General features: G+C 70.8%; 20 protein-coding genes. 11 read left to right on the top strand and 9 right to left on the bottom strand.

The window, feature by feature from the left end; translation table 11 throughout:
* The first annotated feature begins 195 nt into the window (after positions 1-195).
* Entirely contained in the window at positions 196-609 is a 414-nt protein-coding gene (locus KFLA_RS33840) for an RbsD/FucU family protein (RefSeq protein ID WP_012924352.1), read from the top strand.
* A gap of 134 nt (positions 610-743) precedes the next feature.
* Here KFLA_RS33840 and KFLA_RS33835 read toward each other — a convergent pair whose 3' ends face one another.
* Together KFLA_RS33835 and adh are read right to left on the bottom strand one after the other, a co-directional pair.
* Positions 744-1,109, bottom strand: coding sequence for a DUF779 domain-containing protein (locus tag KFLA_RS33835; RefSeq protein ID WP_272941272.1), 366 nt, complete (start codon positions 1,107-1,109; stop codon positions 744-746).
* 20 nt (positions 1,110-1,129) lie between these two features.
* On the bottom strand, positions 1,130-2,653 hold the full coding sequence (gene adh, locus KFLA_RS33830) for an aldehyde dehydrogenase (RefSeq protein ID WP_012924350.1): 1,524 nt from the start codon (positions 2,651-2,653) through the stop codon (positions 1,130-1,132).
* Positions 2,654-2,776: 123 nt separating this feature from the next.
* Between adh and KFLA_RS33825 the strand changes: the two genes are divergently transcribed.
* Positions 2,777-4,234 carry a GAF domain-containing protein gene (locus KFLA_RS33825; RefSeq protein ID WP_012924349.1) on the top strand — a complete coding sequence of 486 codons (1,458 nt, stop codon included), beginning with the start codon at positions 2,777-2,779 and terminating at the stop codon, positions 4,232-4,234.
* A gap of 73 nt (positions 4,235-4,307) precedes the next feature.
* Here the strand turns inward: KFLA_RS33825 and KFLA_RS33820 are convergent, their stop codons facing one another.
* Positions 4,308-5,321 (bottom strand): LacI family DNA-binding transcriptional regulator, encoded by a 1,014-nt coding sequence (locus tag KFLA_RS33820; RefSeq protein ID WP_012924348.1) that lies wholly within the window; start codon positions 5,319-5,321, stop codon positions 4,308-4,310.
* A 125-nt stretch (positions 5,322-5,446) separates the two neighbouring features.
* On the opposite strand from KFLA_RS33820, the gene KFLA_RS33815 reads away from it, so the two are divergent.
* Together KFLA_RS33815 and KFLA_RS33810 are read left to right on the top strand one after the other, a co-directional pair.
* Positions 5,447-6,418, top strand: coding sequence for an amidohydrolase family protein (locus KFLA_RS33815; protein WP_012924347.1), 972 nt, complete (start codon positions 5,447-5,449; stop codon positions 6,416-6,418).
* A 110-nt stretch (positions 6,419-6,528) separates the two neighbouring features.
* Positions 6,529-7,092, top strand: a complete 564-nt coding sequence (locus KFLA_RS33810) for a cysteine dioxygenase (protein ID WP_012924346.1) — start codon at positions 6,529-6,531, stop codon at positions 7,090-7,092.
* Between the two features lie 16 nt (positions 7,093-7,108).
* On the opposite strand, the gene KFLA_RS37725 is transcribed toward KFLA_RS33810, so the two are convergent.
* The 5 genes from KFLA_RS37725 to KFLA_RS33790 all read right to left on the bottom strand — a co-directional run bounded on the left by KFLA_RS37725 (position 7,109) and on the right by KFLA_RS33790 (position 11,681).
* Entirely contained in the window at positions 7,109-7,411 is a 303-nt protein-coding gene (locus KFLA_RS37725; RefSeq protein WP_148256805.1) for a hypothetical protein, read from the bottom strand.
* Positions 7,408-8,448 (bottom strand): protein kinase domain-containing protein, encoded by a 1,041-nt coding sequence (locus KFLA_RS33805; RefSeq protein WP_012924345.1) that lies wholly within the window; start codon positions 8,446-8,448, stop codon positions 7,408-7,410. Before KFLA_RS33805 ends, KFLA_RS37725 begins: the two co-directional genes overlap by 4 nt.
* Positions 8,445-9,623 carry a PP2C family protein-serine/threonine phosphatase gene (locus KFLA_RS33800; RefSeq protein WP_012924344.1) on the bottom strand — a complete coding sequence of 393 codons (1,179 nt, stop codon included), beginning with the start codon at positions 9,621-9,623 and terminating at the stop codon, positions 8,445-8,447. The genes KFLA_RS33805 and KFLA_RS33800 overlap by 4 nt, the downstream gene beginning before the upstream one ends.
* On the bottom strand, positions 9,620-10,483 hold the full coding sequence (locus tag KFLA_RS33795; RefSeq protein WP_012924343.1) for a vWA domain-containing protein: 864 nt from the start codon (positions 10,481-10,483) through the stop codon (positions 9,620-9,622). Before KFLA_RS33795 ends, KFLA_RS33800 begins: the two co-directional genes overlap by 4 nt.
* 235 nt (positions 10,484-10,718) lie before the next feature.
* Positions 10,719-11,681, bottom strand: coding sequence for an aminoglycoside phosphotransferase family protein (locus KFLA_RS33790; RefSeq protein WP_041289606.1), 963 nt, complete (start codon positions 11,679-11,681; stop codon positions 10,719-10,721).
* Between the two features lie 274 nt (positions 11,682-11,955).
* On the opposite strand from KFLA_RS33790, the gene KFLA_RS33785 reads away from it, so the two are divergent.
* The 3 genes from KFLA_RS33785 to KFLA_RS33775 are packed head-to-tail and all read left to right on the top strand — an operon-like array spanning position 11,956 to position 13,745.
* Entirely contained in the window at positions 11,956-12,768 is an 813-nt protein-coding gene (locus tag KFLA_RS33785) for a class I SAM-dependent methyltransferase (protein ID WP_012924341.1), read from the top strand.
* A complete protein-coding gene (locus tag KFLA_RS33780) occupies positions 12,761-13,300 on the top strand; it encodes a bifunctional DNA primase/polymerase (RefSeq protein ID WP_012924340.1) in 540 nt (179 codons plus the stop codon). Before KFLA_RS33785 ends, KFLA_RS33780 begins: the two co-directional genes overlap by 8 nt.
* 46 nt (positions 13,301-13,346) lie before the next feature.
* Complete coding sequence (locus KFLA_RS33775; RefSeq protein ID WP_012924339.1) at positions 13,347-13,745, top strand: RidA family protein; 399 nt, start codon at positions 13,347-13,349, stop codon at positions 13,743-13,745.
* Positions 13,746-13,803: 58 nt separating this feature from the next.
* On the opposite strand, the gene KFLA_RS33770 is transcribed toward KFLA_RS33775, so the two are convergent.
* On the bottom strand, positions 13,804-14,445 hold the full coding sequence (locus KFLA_RS33770; protein WP_012924338.1) for a hypothetical protein: 642 nt from the start codon (positions 14,443-14,445) through the stop codon (positions 13,804-13,806).
* A 215-nt stretch (positions 14,446-14,660) separates the two neighbouring features.
* Between KFLA_RS33770 and kdpF the strand changes: the two genes are divergently transcribed.
* Genes kdpF through kdpC form a run of 4 tightly spaced genes read left to right on the top strand, consistent with a single transcriptional unit; the run spans position 14,661 to position 19,136 of the window.
* On the top strand, positions 14,661-14,750 hold the full coding sequence (gene kdpF, locus KFLA_RS36300) for a K(+)-transporting ATPase subunit F (RefSeq protein ID WP_063822796.1): 90 nt from the start codon (positions 14,661-14,663) through the stop codon (positions 14,748-14,750).
* Positions 14,750-16,411, top strand: coding sequence for a potassium-transporting ATPase subunit KdpA (gene kdpA / locus KFLA_RS33765; RefSeq protein ID WP_012924337.1), 1,662 nt, complete (start codon positions 14,750-14,752; stop codon positions 16,409-16,411). The genes kdpF and kdpA overlap by 1 nt, the downstream gene beginning before the upstream one ends.
* A gap of 41 nt (positions 16,412-16,452) precedes the next feature.
* On the top strand, positions 16,453-18,489 hold the full coding sequence (gene kdpB, locus KFLA_RS33760) for a potassium-transporting ATPase subunit KdpB (protein WP_202797318.1): 2,037 nt from the start codon (positions 16,453-16,455) through the stop codon (positions 18,487-18,489).
* Positions 18,490-18,506: 17 nt separating this feature from the next.
* Entirely contained in the window at positions 18,507-19,136 is a 630-nt protein-coding gene (kdpC, locus tag KFLA_RS33755) for a K(+)-transporting ATPase subunit C (protein ID WP_012924335.1), read from the top strand.
* Positions 19,137-19,149 lie beyond the last annotated feature (13 nt).

The raw sequence follows: 19,149 nt of genomic DNA, 5'->3' as shown, positions 1-19,149 counted from the left end.
GAATCGTGACGAGTCGAGGGTTGTCCTTCGTGCCCAGCGGGGAACAGCCAGTCACCACAGTCGTCGCAGTACGCAACCGATCGGCTTCGGAGTGTGCCGTTCGCCCTGTCCGGGCGCGGGTCTCACCGCGCCCTGCGCCTACCCTGGGTGCGCTCTGATTTCGATTTCCCTGCCGAGGCCCCCTGGAGGACCCTGGTGCTGCGCTACCCGCTGATCCACCCGCCGCTGCTCGGCGCCCTGGCCCGGGCCGGCCACGGGTCCGTCGTACTGATTGCTGATGGCAACTACCCGTACGCGACCGCGGTGGCGCCGGGGGTGGAGACGATCTGGCTCAACCTGCGGCCCGGCCAGGTCCCGGTCGACGACGTGCTGGCGACCCTGCTCGACGTCGTACCGGTCGAGGCGGCACGGGTGATGGCGACCGCCACCGGCGAGGAGCCGGACATCTACAGCCGCTTCCGCGAGCTGCTGCCGGGCACCACCTTGTTGCCGCTGCCGCGCGAAGACTTCTACGCCGTCGCCCGCAGCCCCGAGCTCGCCGTGGCCGTCGCCACCGGGGAGCAGCGCCTGTACGCCAACATCCTGCTGACCCTGGGCGTCGTCACCTGAGGTCTACCCGCCCCGACCTGGTCGAGAAACAAGAGTGCCGACCGTCCGGCAACGCCACCGGACGGTCGGCACTCGTCTGGCACGCAGGCGCGGTCCGCTCGTTGGGGGCCGGGCGAACCGCACCTGCGTGAGCTCTACAGCAGCCCCAGCTCCATCGACTCCTGGTCGCTGAACAGCCGGGACCGGATCAGGAAGCGAACGCCCTCGGGGGCCTCCACGGAGAAGCCGCTGCCGCGGCCCTTCACCACGTCGACGGTCAGGTGGGTGTGCTTCCAGTACTCGAACTGGTTCGCCGACATCCAGAAGCCGATCGGCTTGTCCAGCCCGTCCACCGTCAGGTCACCCAGATGCACGTCCGCCGCCCCCGTTCTGAACTCACCGTCCGGGTAGCACATCGGCGAGCTGCCGTCGCAGCAGCCGCCGGACTGGTGGAACATCAGCGGTCCGTGCAGCTCGGTGAGGCGGCGCAGCAGGACCTCCGCCGCCTCGGTGAGGGACACCCTGTCGACCATCGCGCGGCCTAGAAGAAGCCGAGCTTGTCGGGCGAGTAGCTGACCAGCAGGTTCTTGGTCTGCTGGTAGTGGTCGAGCATCATCTTGTGGTTCTCCCGGCCGATGCCCGAGTTCTTGTAGCCGCCGAACGCCGCGTGCGCGGGATAGGCGTGGTAGCAGTTCGTCCAGACCCGGCCGGCCTGGATCTCCCGGCCCGCCCGGTACGCCGTGTTGATGTCCCGCGACCAGACCCCGGCGCCGAGACCGTACAGGGTGTCGTTGGCGATCTTCAGCGCGTCGGCGTAGTCGTCGAACCGGGTCACCGAGACCACCGGCCCGAAGATCTCCTCCTGGAAGATCCGCATCTTGTTCTCGCCCTCGAAGATCGTCGGCTGGATGTAGTAGCCGCCGCTCAGCTCACCGCCCAGGTCGGCCTTCTCGCCGCCGGTGATCACCTTGGCGCCCTCGGCCTTGCCGATGTCGATGTAGGACAGGATCTTCTCGTACTGGTCGTTGCTGGCCTGCGCGCCCATCATCGTGTCGGTGTCCAGCGGGTTGCCCTGCTTGACCGCCTCGGTGCGCGCCTTCGCGTCGGCCAGGAACGAGTCGTAGATGCCGGCCTGGATCAGCGCCCGGGACGGACAGGTGCAGACCTCGCCCTGGTTCAGCGCGAACATCGTGAAGCCCTCGAGCGCCTTGTCGTAGAAGGCGTCCTTGCTGGCCGCGACGTCTTCGAAGAAGATGTTCGGGCTCTTGCCGCCCAGCTCCAGGGTGACCGGGATGATGTTCTCCGACGCGTACTGCATGATCAGCCGGCCGGTCGTGGTCTCACCGGTGAACGCGACCTTCGCCACTCTGTTGCTGGAGGCAAGCGGTTTGCCGGCCTCGACGCCGAAGCCGTTGACGATGTTCAGCACGCCCGGCGGCAGCAGGTCGGCGATCAGCTCCATCAGCACGTGGATCGAGGCCGGGGTCTGCTCGGCCGGCTTCAGCACCACCGCGTTGCCGGCCGCCAGCGCCGGGGCCAGCTTCCAGGTCGCCATCAGGATCGGGAAGTTCCACGGGATGATCTGCGCGACCACGCCGAGCGGCTCGTGGAAGTGGTACGCCACGGTGTCGTCGTCGACCTGCGAGATCGAGCCCTCCTGGGCGCGCAGCGCGCCGGCGAAGTACCGGAAGTGGTCGATCGCCAGCGGCATGTCGGCGGCCAGCGTCTCGCGCACGGCCTTGCCGTTGTCCCAGGTCTCGGCGACCGCGAGCAGCTCGAGGTTGTCCTCGATCCGGTCGGCGATCCGGTTCAGGATGGTGGCCCGCTCCGACGACGAGGTGCGGCCCCAGCCGGGTGCCGCGCCGTGCGCCGCGTCCAGGGCGGCTTCGACGTCGTCGGCGGTGCCGCGGGCGATCTCGGTGAAGTTCTCACCGGTGACCGGCGTCGGGTTCTCGAAGTAGCCGCCCTTGGCCGGCGGCACCCACTCGCCACCGATGAAGTGGTCGTAGCGGGACTTGAAGGCGGCCGGGCTGCCTGCTTGCCCGGGAGCGGCGTAGATCGTCATCGGTCCTCCAGCTCTGTCCGGTGTCCGCACCGTAGGCCGGGCGACGTTGCACGAACGTTGCACGCACAGGTTTGCGACGCGCCTCCCACTTGTACGGGGTCCGGATCCGGGTGAGGCTGAGGCGTGGACGCACCGGAGCAGGCTCGGCGCCTGAGCGAGCTGTACGACGGGGTGCTCGGCGGTGGCCGGTCGCCCGGCGTACCGCGTCCGCTGGTCGCCGAGTCGTGGCAGCGGTCGCTGGCCGCGCTGGTCGATCCCGAGCTGGACGCCCCGCCGGTGGTGGTGTCCGGCGACGAGCTCGACGCGCTGCGGGCCGACCACCCGCTGCACGCCGTGCTCCCGGTGCTGCGCCAGACGCTGACCACGATCGCCGACGAGGCTTCGCACATCATGATCGTCACCGACGCGCGCGGCCTGATTTTGTGGCGCGAGGGTGCCGCGGACGTTCGCCGGCAGGCCGACCGGATCGCCTTGTCGGAAGGCGCGATCTGGTCCGAGGACGCGATCGGCACCAACGGCATGGGCACAGCGCTCGCCGCGGATCAGCCGGTCCAGATCCACTCCGCCGAGCATCTCGTCCGCCGGATCCACGCCTGGACGTGCGCCGCCGCGCCGGTGCACGACCCGGACACCGGCAAGCTGATCGGCGCCGTCGACGTCTCCGGCCCGCTGCGGACCGTGCACCCGGCGATGATGGCGCTGGTCACCGCCGCCGCGAAGCTGGCCGAAGGACAGCTGCGGGTCCGGATGGCCGCGGCCGACGAAGTGCTGCGGGCCCGCAACATGCGGCACCTGATCGCGCTGGGCGATGCCCCCGGTGCCTTGCTCACGCCGACCGGCAGGGTGCTCGCCGTTCAGCCGCTGGCCTGGCTGCCGGACCGGCTCGACGTACCGGCCGGTGCGGACCGGATCGACCTGGGCGACGGCCGGGAGGCAGTCGTCGAGCCGCTGGACGAGGGCTACCTGCTGCGGATCCCCGGCACGGCCCGCCGGCGGCGTACGTCGCTCCGGCTGCAGCTGCTCGGCTCCCGGCCGCCCGTCGCTGTCGTGGGTGGTCGGGAGATCAGCCTGACCCTGCGCCGGGCGGAGGTGCTCGCGCTGCTGCTGCTGCATCCCGCGGGACTGACCGGCGAGCAGTTGATGCTGCAGCTGTACGGCGACGAAGGCAACCCGGCGACCGTTCGCGCCGAGATGCACCGGCTGCGCAACCTGCTCGGTGGGGGAGTGCTCGACACCAAGCCGTACCGGATCCTGGCCGAGGTCAGCGGCGACGTGACCGACGTCCAGGCCGCCGTACGCCGCGGTGACCTGCCGCGCGCCCTCGACCTGTACGCCGGTCCGCTGCTGGTCCGGTCGGACGCGCCGGCGCTGCGGGCCGTGCGCGACGAGCTGGATGCGACGCTGCGCCGAGCGGTGCTGGACTCCGGCGATCCCGAGCTGCTGTGGCGGTACGCGGACACTTCGGTCGGCGCCGAGGACCTGGAGATCTTCGAGATGCTCGCCCGCGCCCTGCCCGCCGACGACCACCGCCGGGCGGCCGTCGCCGCCCGCATCCACCGGCTGGCCGAACAGTTCACATAGTGGGACGTGAAACTTAAGTAGAGTGAACTAGTTTAGTTTCTCGGGTGTGGATGCTGTGGCTCGAAGGTCGCCGTCACGCCGGTGCGGGCGGGGCGGCGACCGAGCCGCGCTCGATCAGCGTCGGCCCGACGGTGGTCCGGCGGACCCGGCGGTTGGTGTCGACGGCCGAGGTCACCCGGGCGACCACGTCGGCGACCAGCTCGTCGAGCGGCCAGCGGAACGTCGACAACGGCGGACTGAGCAGCTGGGACATCGGCTGGTCGTCGTAGCCGAGCAGGGACAGCTCGTCGGGCAGCTTGATGCCGAGCTCGGCGCAGGCGGCGTACACCCCGAAGGCCATCGAGTCGGCCAGGGCGAGGATGCCGGTCGGGCGTGGGGTGCCGGTGAGCACGTCGCGGGCGACCGCGGTCGCGCCGGCCAGGTTGTGCGGGCACGACACGATCCGCACCGTCAGCTCGAGCGCGGAGGCCACCCGGTGGGCGATCTCCTCCGACGGCCGGTCCACCTCGATCCGGCGGGACGGGCTGAGCACCGCGATCGACCGGTGACCGGCGTCGGCCAGCCGGCGCAGCGCCGTACTGATGCCGGCCTCGTTGTCGAACAGCACCTCGGACTTGGCCTTGGCGGCCGGCAGCGCGTCGCCGATCGCGATCACCGGGGCCTGCTGGGCGATCGGCGCCCAGCCCTGGGCGGCCGGATCGATCGGAATCACCACGATCGCGTCCGCGCGGTGGTCGACCAGGTGCTGAGCCAGCTCGAGCTGACGATCCGCGTCGCCGGCGGAGTCGATGATCCACGCGTTGCGGTCCGGGGCGAGCAGCTCGCGGCCGAGCGCGGCGGCGAGGCGCTGCTGCCACAGATCCTCCAGCGAGGCGCACAGGACGCCGACCGACCCGCTGCGGCCGGACGCGAGCGCGCGGGCCACCGGGTCGACCTGGTAGCCGAGCCGCTCGGCCGCCTCCTGCACCCGCTGCCGGGTCTCGGGCGTGCCGTGCAACCCGCGCAGCGCGTAGGAGACCGCCGCCATCGAGAGGCCGGTGTCAGCCGCGATGTCCTTCAGGGTCGGCCGTCGGCTGGATCCGGACATGACGACGAGCCTAGACCTCGGCGCGGACAGAAACTTGACAAGCAACGCTTTGAAGCGCTTCACTGCTGCTGTCTTGAAGCGCTTCAAACAGCGTTCACCGCGAGTCCGGGAGGAGGGCAGAGCCGATGATCGACGTCCACCAGCACCTGTGGCCGGCCGAGTTCGTCGACCGCCTGCGCGCCCGGACCGAGCCGCCGTACCTGGACGGCTGGACCTTGCGCACCGCCGGCGAGTCGCCGTACGCCGTGGACCCGGCGGCGCATGCCGTCGACAAACGGGTCGCCGCTGAGCAGGACGCGGGGACGACGCTGGCCGCGGTCTCGCTGTCCAGCCCGTTGGGGATCGAGCAGCTCGGCGACGCCGCGTTGCTGGACGCCTGGCACACCGGCGCCGCGGCGCTGCCCGCGCCCTTTCGGGCCTGGGCGTCGGTCGATCTGCTGGAGCCCGACCTGTCCGCGCTCGCCGGGCTGCTGGCCGGCGGCTTCCTCGGCGTACAACTGCCGGCGCACGTCCTCGGTACGCCGGGCGCGTGGGCCGGGGTCGCGCCGGTGCTGGCCGTCGCGGAGCAGGCGGACAAGCCCGTGCTCGTCCACCCGGGCACTGCGACGAACGCTTCCACCGTGCGCCCGGGAATCCCCGGCCAGGCCGGGGCAGATCAGGTCCCTGGCTGGTGGGCGCCGGTCGTCGACTACGTGAGCCAGTTGCAGGCCGCCTGGTGGAGTTGGCACGCCTTCGGCGGGCGGTCCGCGTTCCCGCGCCTGCGGCTCTGCTTCGTCGCCGCGGCCGGGCTGGCCCCGGTCCACCACGAGCGGCTCGCGGCCCGCGGTGGCCGGCTCGGCACGATCGATCCGAACGTGTTCGTCGACACGTCGAGCTACGGGCCGCAGGGAATCGACGCGGTCGCCCGGGTGCTCGGCATCGATCAGGTCGTGCACGGCACCGACCGTCCGTACGCCGGTGTCACCGACCTCCGGCAAGGCGAGGCCGCCACCGCGGTGATCCAGTACGACAATCCGCACCGGCTGCTGTTCGGCACGTCGCCGCCGCAGGACAAGACGTCTCGCCTCGGGTTCGGACGCGGATCTCCCGCGAGCTGAACCACCCCGACTTCCCGGCGACCACCGGGCCCGGCTCGACGCATCCGCGTGAGCTGACCGACCAGTACCGGCTCCTGACAGGTGCCGGTGTCCTCCGAGAGGGGAGTGCAGTGACTGCTCAGCCCGTTTCCGACGCACCCGTCGTTCCCGCGCGCCAGGCCAGCCGGCTCGTGGAGCTGAACGACTGTCTGTCGCTGGACAATCTTCCGGGACGTGATCTCGACCCGACCGAGCTGGCCGAGCTGGCCGCGTCGCTGGCCGCCCAGCCGCACCTGTGGGAGGACAAGGTCGCCTTCAGCGACGAGGAGCGGGTGTTCGCCTCGCTGCACCGTGACGCCAACGTGGACGTCTGGCTGATCTGCTGGACCCCGGTCAACGACACCGGCTGGCACGACCACGACGTCTCCTCGGGCGCGGTCGCCGTGGCCCGCGGCAAGCTGGTCGAGCACAACCTCGCGATCGGCACCGAGTCGATCGAGACCGAGGTCACCGCCGGCGACGTCTACGGCTTCGGCCCCGACCACATCCACCGCCTCACCGGCCTGGACAAGGGCTCGGTCACCGTGCACGCCTACAGCCCGCCGCTGTGGCGGATGGGCCAGTACTCGGTCAAGGACGGCGTACTGCGCCGGGTCTCGGTCTCGTACGCCGACGAGCTCCGCCCGCTCGACTGACCGGACCTGACGTCGGTCAGCGTCGGCGCGGGCGGGGAACGACCGAGACCAGGCATCCGCCCGGAAGCGGGCGGATTTCGACGTCTTCCAAGGAGCCGAAAAGGTCCCCCGGCTCCAGCGGCCGCAGTTCGTCCGGAGCGGGGAGGTCGCGCAGCTCCCGGCGTCGCGGCGTCGCGGGCACCGGCGGGTGCGCGCTGGGGACCCGCCGACGTACGGCGGTCCGCAGCACCTCGCCGGGCGGCACCTCCGCACCGCAGATGGTGCAGGTCCGGCCACCCTGGTTGACTCCCTCGCACACCCGGCAGCGCCACACGCTCACGACGAGCTCCGGTCGTTGAGCTTCTTCAGCAGCTTGCCGACGAGCCGGCCGGTCGGCGCGGTTCCGGTGGCACGGGCACGCAGGCCGGTGCGCACTCCCTTTCCGCGCAAGGCGGTGGGCGCGGCCGGGACCGTCCCTGCGTCCCGATCGGCCGGCCGGATGGCCATCAGCGCGGAGTGCACCTGGGCGATGGTGGGGCGACGGGCGGGATCCGCCAGCAGCATCGCGTCGATCAGGTCCGCCAGCTCCGGCGCGATGCCGGCGCGCGGAATGCTGAGCGTCTCGCCGTTGCGGACCGCGACCGCCGGCTCGTGGTAGGTCGCCGCGTCGAACGGCGGCACCGCGCCGGTGAGGAACTCGGTGAAGATCAGCCCCAGAGCGAACAGGTCCGACGCCACCCCGAGCTCGGCAGGGCTCACCCCGGCCTCCTGGATGTACCCGAGCAGCTCCGGCGAGTAGTAGTTGATGGTCCCGACGATCTCCGTGGCCGGCGGCGGGCTGCCGGCGATGTAGGAGCTGTCGAAGTCGATCAGCTTGCTGGTGTATCCCAGCTCGGTGCGCTTGATCATGATGTTGCTCGGTTTCAGATCGCTGTGCACGATCCGCAGATCGTGCAGGATCTTGAGACTGTGCGCCACCGACTTCATCAGCACCAGCTGGGTGCGGAAGTCGAACGTCGCGACGTCGCCGCCGCTCGGACCTGCGGCGTCGACCTTCTCGGTCACCTTGTAGTACTTGGCTCCCCAGCGGAAGAAGTCCAGGGTGACGATCAGGTTCCCGCCGTACGCCGACAGCGGGGCCAGCGCCTTCTGCAGGCCCCGGTGGTGCGCTTCGAAGGCGGCGCACCGGGCCCGCTTCTTCGCTTTGGTCTTCGCGCTGCCCGGGGCGTCGTCGTCGGGATAGGTCGGGCTGAGGAACTCCTTGATGAAGAACTCGCGACCACCCCGGGCGGCGAACGTCCACTTGCTCAGGCCGGCGCCGACGACCTTGAAGTCCTCGAGAATCGTGTACCCGTTGATCGTGTCGCCGGCTTTCACGGCGTCTCCTCGCTGTCCTCTGCGGCCGGATCGGTTGTCGCCGGGTCTGACTCGCCGTCCGGGACCGCGACCGAGGACGCGCGGGGAGCCGCAGTGGCCTCCGCCGAGCCGGTCGCGCCGTCGTCGGGGTCCCCGGCCGGCTGGAGATACCGCTCGTAGCCCACCTTGTACCGGCTCCAGATGGCCGTGGTCGTCGCGAGCCGGCGTTCCCGCAGATCTTCGAGTTCGCGTTCGGCGCGGCTCACCTCGTCCTCGAGCTGGTCGAGCGGCCCGATGAACTGTTGCTCGAGCTCGGCGACCCGCGGGGCGAACAGCTCCTGGAACTCCTGCAGGCTCGCGCCCACCCCCATCAGCGACATCGCCGCGTCGTCGCCGGTGACCGACGAGATCTCCGTCTGCAGCGCTGCCGACCAGGCTTTGCTGGTGCGAGCCTGCTGAAGGTGACCAAGCACCAGGTGCTCGAAGTGCATCGGGGTGTTCACGTAGCCGAAGCAGCCGTCGGTCGCGCACGCCACCAGGAACGGCGCCCGCAGCTCGATCCTGCGGTAGTTCACGTGGAAGTCCGTGTCGGCCGACATCGCGTTGCTCACCACGGAGTCGTGCCGCAGGTTCGCCAGCGCGTCACCTGGATCGCGCAGGTCGTCGGTGGTCAGCTGGCGAGCCCCCTCGGGTTCGAAGACGTAGGCCCGCGAGTCCCCGGCCCAGAGCAGATGGCACGCCCAGGTCGCGCCGCCGGGCTGGGTTCGCTGCAGGGCGGCGACCGCCATCGTGGTCGGCAGCGCTCGGAGCAACCGCGACCGCAGACCGCTGGGGGGCGCGTTGAGCTCGGTCAGCCGTTCCCGCAGAGCCTCCTGCACCGATCCGCGCAGGTCCTCCGCGGCTGCTTCGCCGTTCAGGTTCCAGTCGGGCTCGAGCAGCTCCAGCATCCGGCGCTCGACCACGTCCCGGGCGATCCGGGAGGCCAGGTACGCGCCGGTACGCCGGCCCTCGGGGGTTTCGTAGACGGTGCCGCCGGCACCACCCATCCCGTCGAACACCGCCACCAGGCCCAGGTCCGGGCCGTCGCGGAGAATCGGATCGGAGTCCTCGCCCTGGTCGGGGACCTTGCCCAGGTTGAAACCGAAGGAGAAGGTGGGGCCGGGAAGGGACGCCGCCGCGCCCTCGGCTCGGCTCACACCGAGTTGCCGATCGAGTCGATGATCGTCCCGTAGTCCACCTCGGACAATCCTCCGCCGGCCTGCGACGGATGGTGCACGACGTTCTCCCAGACCGAGGAGATGTCGCTCCATCCCGGGCCGTCCGGCGCGAACAGGATGAGCCGCTTGGCGCTGGAACCCATCGGGCCCTGCTCGTCCTCCCACAGGTCGGTGAGAGCGCTGAAGTCGGCGGGCACCCGGGCGGACAGGTCGGCCGGAAGTGCCGAGGGGTCCAGCGGCTGGGCCGGCTGGTCGGTCCACACCACGATGACCTGCCGGCGGCGGTCCCCGGTTGTCGTCCAGGGCGACTTGATGGCCAGTGCCACCGCCTCCAGACCCGACTCGGGAGCGTCGCCGCCGCCTTGGGCGATCAGGCCGTTCACGAACTCGGAGAACTCACCGCGTTCTTCCGGCAGGGTGAAGAAGGCGGACTCCTCCAGCGCCGCGGCGCCGTCGGCCACGAAGTCGCGGAACGCGATGACCCGCACCCGCAGCTGGGCGACGTTCTTGCCCTTGTCGGTCAGGTTGGTCTGTACGTCGTCGTAGAACCCCAGCGCGTTGGCCTTCACCTGGTCGATGATCGGCGTCATGCTGCCGGTCACGTCGACGCAGAACACGATGTCCACCGCGTAGCTCAGCCCGCGCGGCGCGGCCAGGCTCGACTGTGCCGACGCCGGTGACGCCGGCGGGGCCGAGGGGGACGTCTCGGGACCGGACGGGGCGGCGACTGCTGCCGTCTCCGCGGGCGGTCCAGCAGAGCCTTCGACACTTTCCTCCACCGGCGGCGCGTCGGATGCTGACGTCGCGGACGGAGTTCCGGGCACGGTGTTGTCGCTCACGCAATTCTCCTCGGGCGGGTCGGTGGAGCGGTCCGGCGGAAGATCCGTCGGAGCACACGGTCACGCCCCGGCGGACCGGTCGGCCGCGACCTGCTGGTACCCGCGCACATCTGCCGGAAACCGTCCGGCGCCGCTCCGGGAGCGGCGACGTCCCCGCGCCCGGACGCTCCCGCCGTACCGGCGGTTCGGCATATCGGTGCTGAAAGCAACTTCTTGTTCGTCGGGCTTCCGGTGGTCAGGCCGGAGGCGGGACGATGGCTGCCGGCGGGCCGGACCGGCCGCCTGCGTACTCCGAGAAGATCTCGGCGAGGACCCGCTGCGCGCCGGTGAACTCGACCGCGTCCGCCGGATCCTGGTACGTGTACAGACAGGTGGCGAGCGCCTTCCACAAGGCCCAGCCACGGCCGCGCGCCCAGGACCCCGCATCCACGGACAGCCGGTCCCGGAACGCCTGCCGGCCGTCGGCGGTCAGCAAGGTCCAGCCGATGGCCAGGTCGCAGGCCGGGTCACCGACGCCGCACGTCCCGAAATCGATGACGGCCGCCAACCGCCCGTCGCCGAGCAGCAGATTGCCTTCGGCGACGTCGCCGTGGAACCAGCGGTCCACACCGTCCCAGCGTGCGCCGAGTGCGCGCGCCCAGATCTCGCGCGCCAGCTCCACGTCGACGTGGCCGTCCAGCTCGTCGAGGGCCCGCTGGGTGAGCTTGTCGTAGGTCCGCAGCGTGCCGCCCCGGAACCAGTTGTGGATTCCGGGCTGCGGACCGTCGACGGCGTCGATGTTCTGCAAGGCGACCAGGAAACCGGCCAGGTCGACGGCGAACTCGACCGGGTCGGCGATGCGGCCCGCGGTGGCCGTCATGCCGTCGAGCCACCGGTAGATGGACCACGGATGCGGGTAGTCGGCGCTCGGCTTCCCTTGCGCCAGCGGGACCGGGATCGGCAGGGGGAGCCGGGGAGCCAGAACCGGCAGCCACCGGTGCTCCTTCTCGACCGCCTGGGCGTACTCCGCGGCGCTGGGAAGGCGCACCACCAGGTCGGTCCCGAGGTGAAAGGTCCAGTTGTCCCAGCCGCCCTTGGCCACGGGTTCGACGGGCAGATCGGCCCACTGCGGGAACTGCGCTTCGACGAGCCGGCGGACCTGCTCCGCCTCGACGCCGATGCGCTCCGGCACAGGACCGAGGTCCGGCGTGTCACTCAACGCAACAACCTTTCTGTCAGCACTCAGTGCTTGTCCGTCGGCAGGATCGCCCTGCCGGCGCGAGCACGCCCACCACACAAGCCAACGTCACGCCCGCTTGACGCACTCGGTCCTCCCCGGTCCGGCCCATGGCACTGTAAACGGAAGGCACCCAGCACCGAAACACTGCTGCGGCGACGCCGGGCGAGGTTTCGGCGGGGCAGATCTGATCTGCCCCTGGTTGCCCCGGTTGGTGGTCTGCTCTGAGGCGGGGATCGCCAGCAGGGTGGGAGGTATGGCGATTGATGCGGCGCTCGAGGCGCACTACACGACTCGGCATGACGAGGCGCACCGGTTGAGCTCGACGTTGAAGGGGCGGTTGGAGCTGGCGCGGGTGCAGGAGCTGTTGGGGCGGTACCTGCCCGATCCACCGGCGGTGGTGGCGGACGTCGGGGGTGGGCCCGGCGTGCACGCGCGGTGGTTGCAGGAGTTGGGATACGCGGTCGAGCTGCTGGATCCCGTCCAGCGGCACGTGGAGCAGGCCCGCGCGGCGGGGATCGACGCGCGGCTGGGGGATGCCCGGTGGCTGCCGTGGGAGGACGCGTCGTTCGACGCCGTCCTGCTGGCCGGGCCGATGTACCACCTGACCGCGGCGGCGGATCGGCGGCTGGCGCTGCACGAGGCGAGCCGGGTGACCCGGCCGGGCGGGTTCGTCGCGGTGGTCGCGATCAACCGCGCGGCGAACCTGATCGGCTCCCTGCTCGCCAACAGGCTGCAGCAGCGGGAGCGGATCGTGCGGGAGATCCTGGAGACCGGCTACAGCGCGGACAACGAGCGGATGGCGGAGACGACGTACCACTCCGTCACCCAGCTGCGGACGGAGCTGACCAGCGTCGGCTTCCGGGCGGTCACGGTGCACGGGTTGACCGGACCGGGCGGTTGGCTGACGGTGACGCTCGACGCGCACTTCGGCCGGCAGCCGGCGCCGGAGTCGATGACCGACCCCGATCCGCTGGAGACCGCGCTGATCTGCTCCCGGCTTGCCGACCGCTGTCCCGAGCTGGTCCCGTCCAGCTCGCTGTTCTTCGCGGTGGGCCAGCGTGTTTGAGGACTGGCTCCGACGCCGTCACCTGGACACCCTGCGCGAACGAGCCCTCCGGTACGCCGCCAACGGGTGGCCGGTGGCTCCGCTGGCGGTTCCCCGGGACGGGAGCTGTCCCTGCCGGTTACGTGACTGCGTCGAACCGCACCTCGTCGGCGAGGCTGTCACCGATCCGGTCCAGGTGGCGATCGTCTGGGACCGGCAGCCGTGGGACCTGGCGTTGCCGACGAGCAGCTTCGACGTGGTCGACGTACCGGCCCGGTTCGGGGCCCTGCTCAACCAGTTGCTGAAGACAACCTGTCCCACCGCGATGGCGCCGGCCCATCGCCGCTGGTGGTTCTTCCTGGTCCCCGGCTCGATCCCGGCCGCTCAGGTGCGGGCGGCGGACGGCGTCCTGCACTCCGGGCCGGACGACTGGGTCGCGGCCCCCGGCACGAACCTGGAGTACGACGGCCGGGTGCGCTGGCTGGTCCATCCGGGCCTGACCGGCTGGCGGCCGTACCAGCGCCGGGACGCGGTGGACGAGGTGTTCTTCTGACCCTTCGCACGGTAGACATACGGTTCACCGAACCGAAGGGAACACTGTGCGCACCGAACCCACGATCACGCCGCTGAACCCGGCGATCCTGCCGGCCGCGACCGGCAACTACACGCACGGCGTCGAGGTGACCGGGGCCGGCCGGATGGTGTTCGTCAGCGGTCAGGTGCCCTGGGGTGACGACCAGGGCCGGATCCCGGACGACTTCGAGGACCAGTGCCGGATGGTCTGGCGCAACGTGCTCGCCGTGCTGGCCGAGGCGGGCCTGGGTGTGCGCAACCTGGTCAAGGTCACCACGTACCTGTCCGGTCGGCAGTACCGGGCGGCGAACTCGAAGATCCGCGAGGAGGTGCTCGGCGACCACGCCCCGGCGCTGACCATCATCATCTGCGACATCTACGCCGAGGAGTGGCTGCTCGAGATCGAGGCGATCGCCGTCGGCTAGCAAACAGGCCGGGTGACCGCGCGCCGGCCGCGCGGTCACCGGGCCCGTCGAGGGGCGGTCAGCCCCAGGTCTCCGCGTGCGTCACGATGCCGTTCGGCGCGCTGATCTCGGTGATCACGTCGTCGGCGTCGGCCTCCAGCGGCTCGAACGGCTGCTCCGGTACGACGTACGCGCGGGCGCCGGCCACCAGGTCCACGCCGGGCAGCTCGAACCACGCGTCGCCGATCTCCCGGCTGATCTCGTAGATGGCCTGCTCGGCGGAGTCCACCGGGTCCCGGTCGCCGGACTCGTCCAGCTCGACGGGGTGCCGCTCCTGCGCGGCCCGGCCGGCGTCCAGCAGTGCCTCCAGGTCGACGACCCGCAGGTCGAACCGCGACACCACGCTGATCAGCTGCTCGGGCTCCTCGGCCTCTTCCTCGTCGTCGAGCTCCTCGACCTCGTCGTCGAGCAGCAGCGGCGCGGTCCCGGTGTGCTCGAAGACGGCCTCGTTCCAGCCCTCGACGAGCTGCTCGAGCTGGGCGTTCTGCTCGTACAGCACGCTGTCTTCCTCGGTCCCGGTCATCGCGAGCAGGGCCTCGGTGTGAGCCTGCAGCCGCTCGGCCAGCGCCCGGCTGGCCTCGGCCAGCGCCTTGCGGGTCTCGTCGGAGAAGAACTGCTCAGAACCCTGGGCCGGGAGCTGCTGGTCGTCCACTTCAGTCACTGCGTACTTCCCTCACTCTGCGAAGACTTCTCATTGCCAGGCGTAAGTATGGGTGGTCCCGCCCCCAGCGCGAATTCGTGTCCGCACCCCGGTGCGTGAGAAGTCCGTGAGAGCCGGCCCGCGCAGTGTGAGAAGCCTGCGAGAGACCTCCGGACGCGGCCGCCGCCGATGTGCAGTGGGGACATGAGCACTTTGTCGCAGGGGGTGGAGCAGCTGTGAGCTCCGAGAACGTCGCCGGTCTGGTGATTGCCGTGGCGCTGGTCCTCTACCTGGTCGCGGCCCTGATCTTCCCCGAGAGGTTTTGATGTCCGACACCGCCGCCGGCCTGCTCCAGGCCGCTCTGCTCCTCCTGCTCCTGGCGGCCGCCTACCGGCCGCTCGGCGGGTACCTGGCCCGGGTCTACACGGCCGGCCGGGACACCCGGGTGGAGCGCGGCGCCTACAAGATGCTGGGTGTCGACGCGAAGGCGGACCAGACCTGGGCGGTCTACGCCCGCTCGGTACTGGCCTTCTCCGTGGTCGGCCTGGTCCTGCTGTACCTGCTCCAGCGGCTGCAGGCGTACCTGCCGTTGTCGCTCGGGCTGCCGGGTGTGGGATCCGGATCGGCGTTCAACACCGCGGCGTCGTTCGTCTCGAACACGAACTGGCAGTCCTACTCGCCCGAGGCGACGATGGGGCACCTGATCCAGTTCGCCGGGCTCGCGGTGCAGAACTTCCTGTCCGCGGCCGTCGGCATCGCGGTCGCGATCGCGCTGATCCGGGGGTTCTCCCGGTCGAGGACCGAGCGGCTGGGCAACTTCTGGGTCGACCTCACCCGGACAGTGCTCCGGGTGCTGCTGCCGCTCGCGGTCGTCGGTGGGCTGGTCCTGGTCGCGACTGGCGTGGTGCAGAACTTCTCGGGCGCCCACGAGGTGACCACGCTCACCGGTCAGCCGCAGTCCGTCCCGGGCGGTCCGGTGGCCGGCCAGGAGGTGATCAAGCAGCTCGGGACCAACGGCGGCGGCTTCTACAACGCCAACTCGGGACACCCGTTCGAGAACCCGAACCCGGTGTCCAACCTGTTCGAGATCTTCCTGCTGCTGCTGATCCCGGTCTGCCTGACCCGGACCTTCGGCCTGCTGGTCAAGGACACGCGGCAGGGCTCCGCGGTCCTCGGCGTGATGGCCACGCTCTGGGCGGTGTTCACCATCGCCGCGACCGCGTTCGAGACCCGCGGCGGGGGCTCCGCAACCCAGGCGGCCGGCGCCGCGATGGAGGGCAAGGAGACCCGTTTCGGCGAGTGGGCGTCGGCGCTGTTCGCCGCCTCCACCACCGGTACGTCGACGGGCGCGGTCAACGCGGCGCACGACTCGTTCACCCCGCTCGGTGGTGGCACCGCGCTGTTCCACATGATGCTGGGCGAGGTCTCACCCGGCGGGGCCGGCTCCGGCCTGTACGGCATGCTCGTGCTGGCCGTGCTCGCGGTCTTCGTGGCCGGGCTGATGGTCGGCCGGACCCCGGAGTACCTGGGCAAGAAGGTCACCGCCCGCGAGATGAAGCTGGTCTCGCTGTACATCCTGACCACGCCGGCGCTGGTCCTGACCGGCAGCGCGATCGCGATGGGACTGGCCACGGCGCGGGCGTCGATCTTCAACACCGGCAGCCCGCACGGTTTCACCGAGGTGCTGTACGCCTTCACGTCCGCGGGCAACAACAACGGCAGTGCCTTCGGCGGGCTCAGCGCGAACGTCCCGTTCTACAACACCGCGCTGGGCGTGGTGATGCTGCTCGGCCGGTTCCTGCCGATCCTGCTGGTTCTCGCCCTGGCCGGGTCGTTCGCCCGGCAGCAGCCGGTGCCGGTGACCGACGGCACGTTGCCCACCCACCGGGCCTTGTTCGTCACGCTGCTCGTCGGCGTGGTGCTGATCGTCACCGGCCTGACCTACTTCCCCGCTCTCACTCTCGGACCCCTCGCGGAGGGACTGTGACCACCCCGCTGTTGACCCCTGCCCCGCCCCAGCAGCCGGCGGTGCAGAAGACGCCCTCGGGCCTGTTCGACCCGAAGCTGCTGCTCACCGCACTGCCGGACGCGCTGCGCAAGCTCGACCCGCGGGTGATGGTGAAGAACCCGGTGATGTTCGTTGTCGAGGTGGGAGCGGTCGCCTCGACGGTGCTGGCCGTCGCCGACCCGACCGGGTTCGTCTGGTCGGTCGTCGCCTGGCTGTGGCTGACCGTGCTGTTCGCCAACCTCGCCGAGGCGGTCGCCGAGGGCCGCGGCAAGGCGCAGGCCGCCACGCTGCGCCGGGCGAAAACCGAGACCACGGCTCGCCGGCTGCGGCCCGACGGGACCGAGCAGCAGGTTCCGGCGACCGCGCTCGACCTGGGCGACCGGGTGGTCGTCGAGGCTGGTCAGGTCATCCCGGGCGATGGCGACGTGGTCGAGGGCGTGGCCAGCGTCGACGAGTCTGCGATCACGGGAGAGTCGGCGCCGGTGATCCGGGAGTCCGGCGGGGACCGTAGCGCGGTGACCGGCGGGACCCGGGTGCTGTCGGACCGGATCGTGGTCCGGATCACCGCCCGGCCGGGGGAGAGCTTCATCGACCGGATGATCGCGCTGGTCGAGGGCGCCGCGCGGCAGAAGACGCCGAACGAGATCGCGCTGAACATCCTGCTCGCCAGTCTCACCCTCGTGTTCCTGCTGGCCACCGTGACGCTGCCGTCGTACGCGCGGTACGCCGGGATCGACCTGAGCATTGTGGTCCTGGTGGCGCTGCTGGTCTGCCTGATCCCGACCACGATCGGCGCGCTGCTGTCGGCGATCGGCATCGCCGGGATGGACCGGCTGGTGCAGCGCAACGTGCTGGCGATGTCCGGCCGGGCCGTCGAGGCCGCGGGCGACGTGAACACGTTGCTGCTGGACAAGACCGGCACGATCACCTTCGGCAACCGGCAGGCGGCCGAGTTCGTCCCGCTGCCCGGGGTGAGCGAGCAGGAACTGGCGGACGCGGCCCAGCTGTCCAGCCTGGCTGACGAGACGCCCGAGGGCCGGTCGATCGTCGTGCTGGCGAAGACGCGGTACGGGCTGCGCGAGCGGCACACCGGGGAGCTGCCGCACGCGACGTTCGTGGAGTTCACCGCGCAGACCCGGATGAGCGGTGTCGACGTCGACGGCCGGCGGATCCGCAAGGGCGCGGCCGGCGCGGTCACCGCCTGGATCCACGACCAGGGCAGCGCGGTGGACGCCGGACTGGGCGACCTGGTCGACGGCATCTCCGCCTCGGGCGGTACGCCGCTGGTGGTGGCGGTGAGCACGCACGACGCGGCCCGGCCGCTCGGCGTGATCCACCTCAAGGACGTCGTCAAGGACGGCATGCGGCAGCGGTTCGACCAGCTGCGCGCGATGGGCATCCGGACCGTGATGATCACCGGCGACAACCCGCTGACCGCTCAGGCGATCGCCGCCGAGGCCGGCGTCGACGACTTCCTGGCCGAGGCGACGCCCGAGGACAAGCTGGCGCTGATCAAGGCCGAGCAGGCCGGTGGCCGGCTGGTCGCGATGACCGGTGACGGCACCAACGACGCCCCGGCGCTCGCGCAGGCCGACGTCGGCGTCGCGATGAACAGCGGGACGTCGGCCGCGAAGGAGGCCGGCAACATGGTCGACCTCGACTCCGACCCGACCAAGCTGATCGAGATCGTGGAGATCGGCAAGCAGTTGCTGATCACCCGGGGCTCGTTGACCACCTTCTCGATCGCCAACGACGTGGCCAAGTACTTCGCGATCCTGCCGGCCCTGTTCGCCGGTGCCTACCCGGGCCTGGAGACGCTGAACGTGATGCGGCTGGACTCGGTGGAGTCCGCGATCCTGTCCGCCCTGGTCTTCAACGCGCTGGTGATCGTCGCGCTGGTTCCGCTGGCGCTGCGCGGCGTCCGGTACCGGCCGTCCTCGGCGTCCGCGATGCTGCGGCGCAATCTGCTGGTCTACGGCCTCGGCGGCCTGGTCACACCGTTCGTCGGCATCAAACTCATCGATCTGCTGGTCTCGGTCGTCCCGGGCATCGGCTAGAAGAAGGTAAAGGACAGATGGCTACCAGAAGACGCCCGTTCGGCCAGGTCACGGTCGCGGTTCGCGCGATGCTCGCGGCCACGGTGCTGCTCGGCGTGCTGTACCCGCTGGTGATGACCGGCGCCGCCCAGGTGCTGTTCCCCGGCAACGCCAACGGCTCGATGGTCCAGCTCGACGGCCGGGACGTCGGCTCGGGCCTGATCGGCCAGGCCTACACCCGCGACACCGGGCAGAAGGATGCCGACGGCAACGCCGTGATGGCCCCGGACCCGCGGTGGTTCCAGAGCCGGCCGTCGGCGGTCGGCTACGACGGCGCCGGCAGCGGAGCTTCGCAGTACGGGCCGAACAGTCCGGAGCTGCTGAAGCTGGTTGAGCAGCGGCGCGCGGACGTGGCGAAGCTGGAGGGCGTGGATCCGGCGCAGGTCCCGCCGGACGCCGTGACGGCGTCGGGCAGCGGGCTCGACCCGCACATCAGCCCGGAGTACGCCGTGATCCAGGTGCGGCGGGTCGCCCAGCAGCGGGGGCTGAGCGTGGACGAGGTGCAGCGCCTGGTCCGGCAGAACACCACGGGCCGGAAGCTGGGATTTCTCGGCGAGCCGACGGTCAACGTGGTCACGCTCAACCGGGATCTGGCGGAGTTGAACTGACACTATGGGAGGT

The organism is Kribbella flavida DSM 17836, from assembly GCF_000024345.1.
GTDB lineage: Bacteria > Actinomycetota > Actinomycetes > Propionibacteriales > Kribbellaceae > Kribbella > Kribbella flavida.
This window is presented reverse-complemented; position numbering and strand designations above follow the sequence as displayed.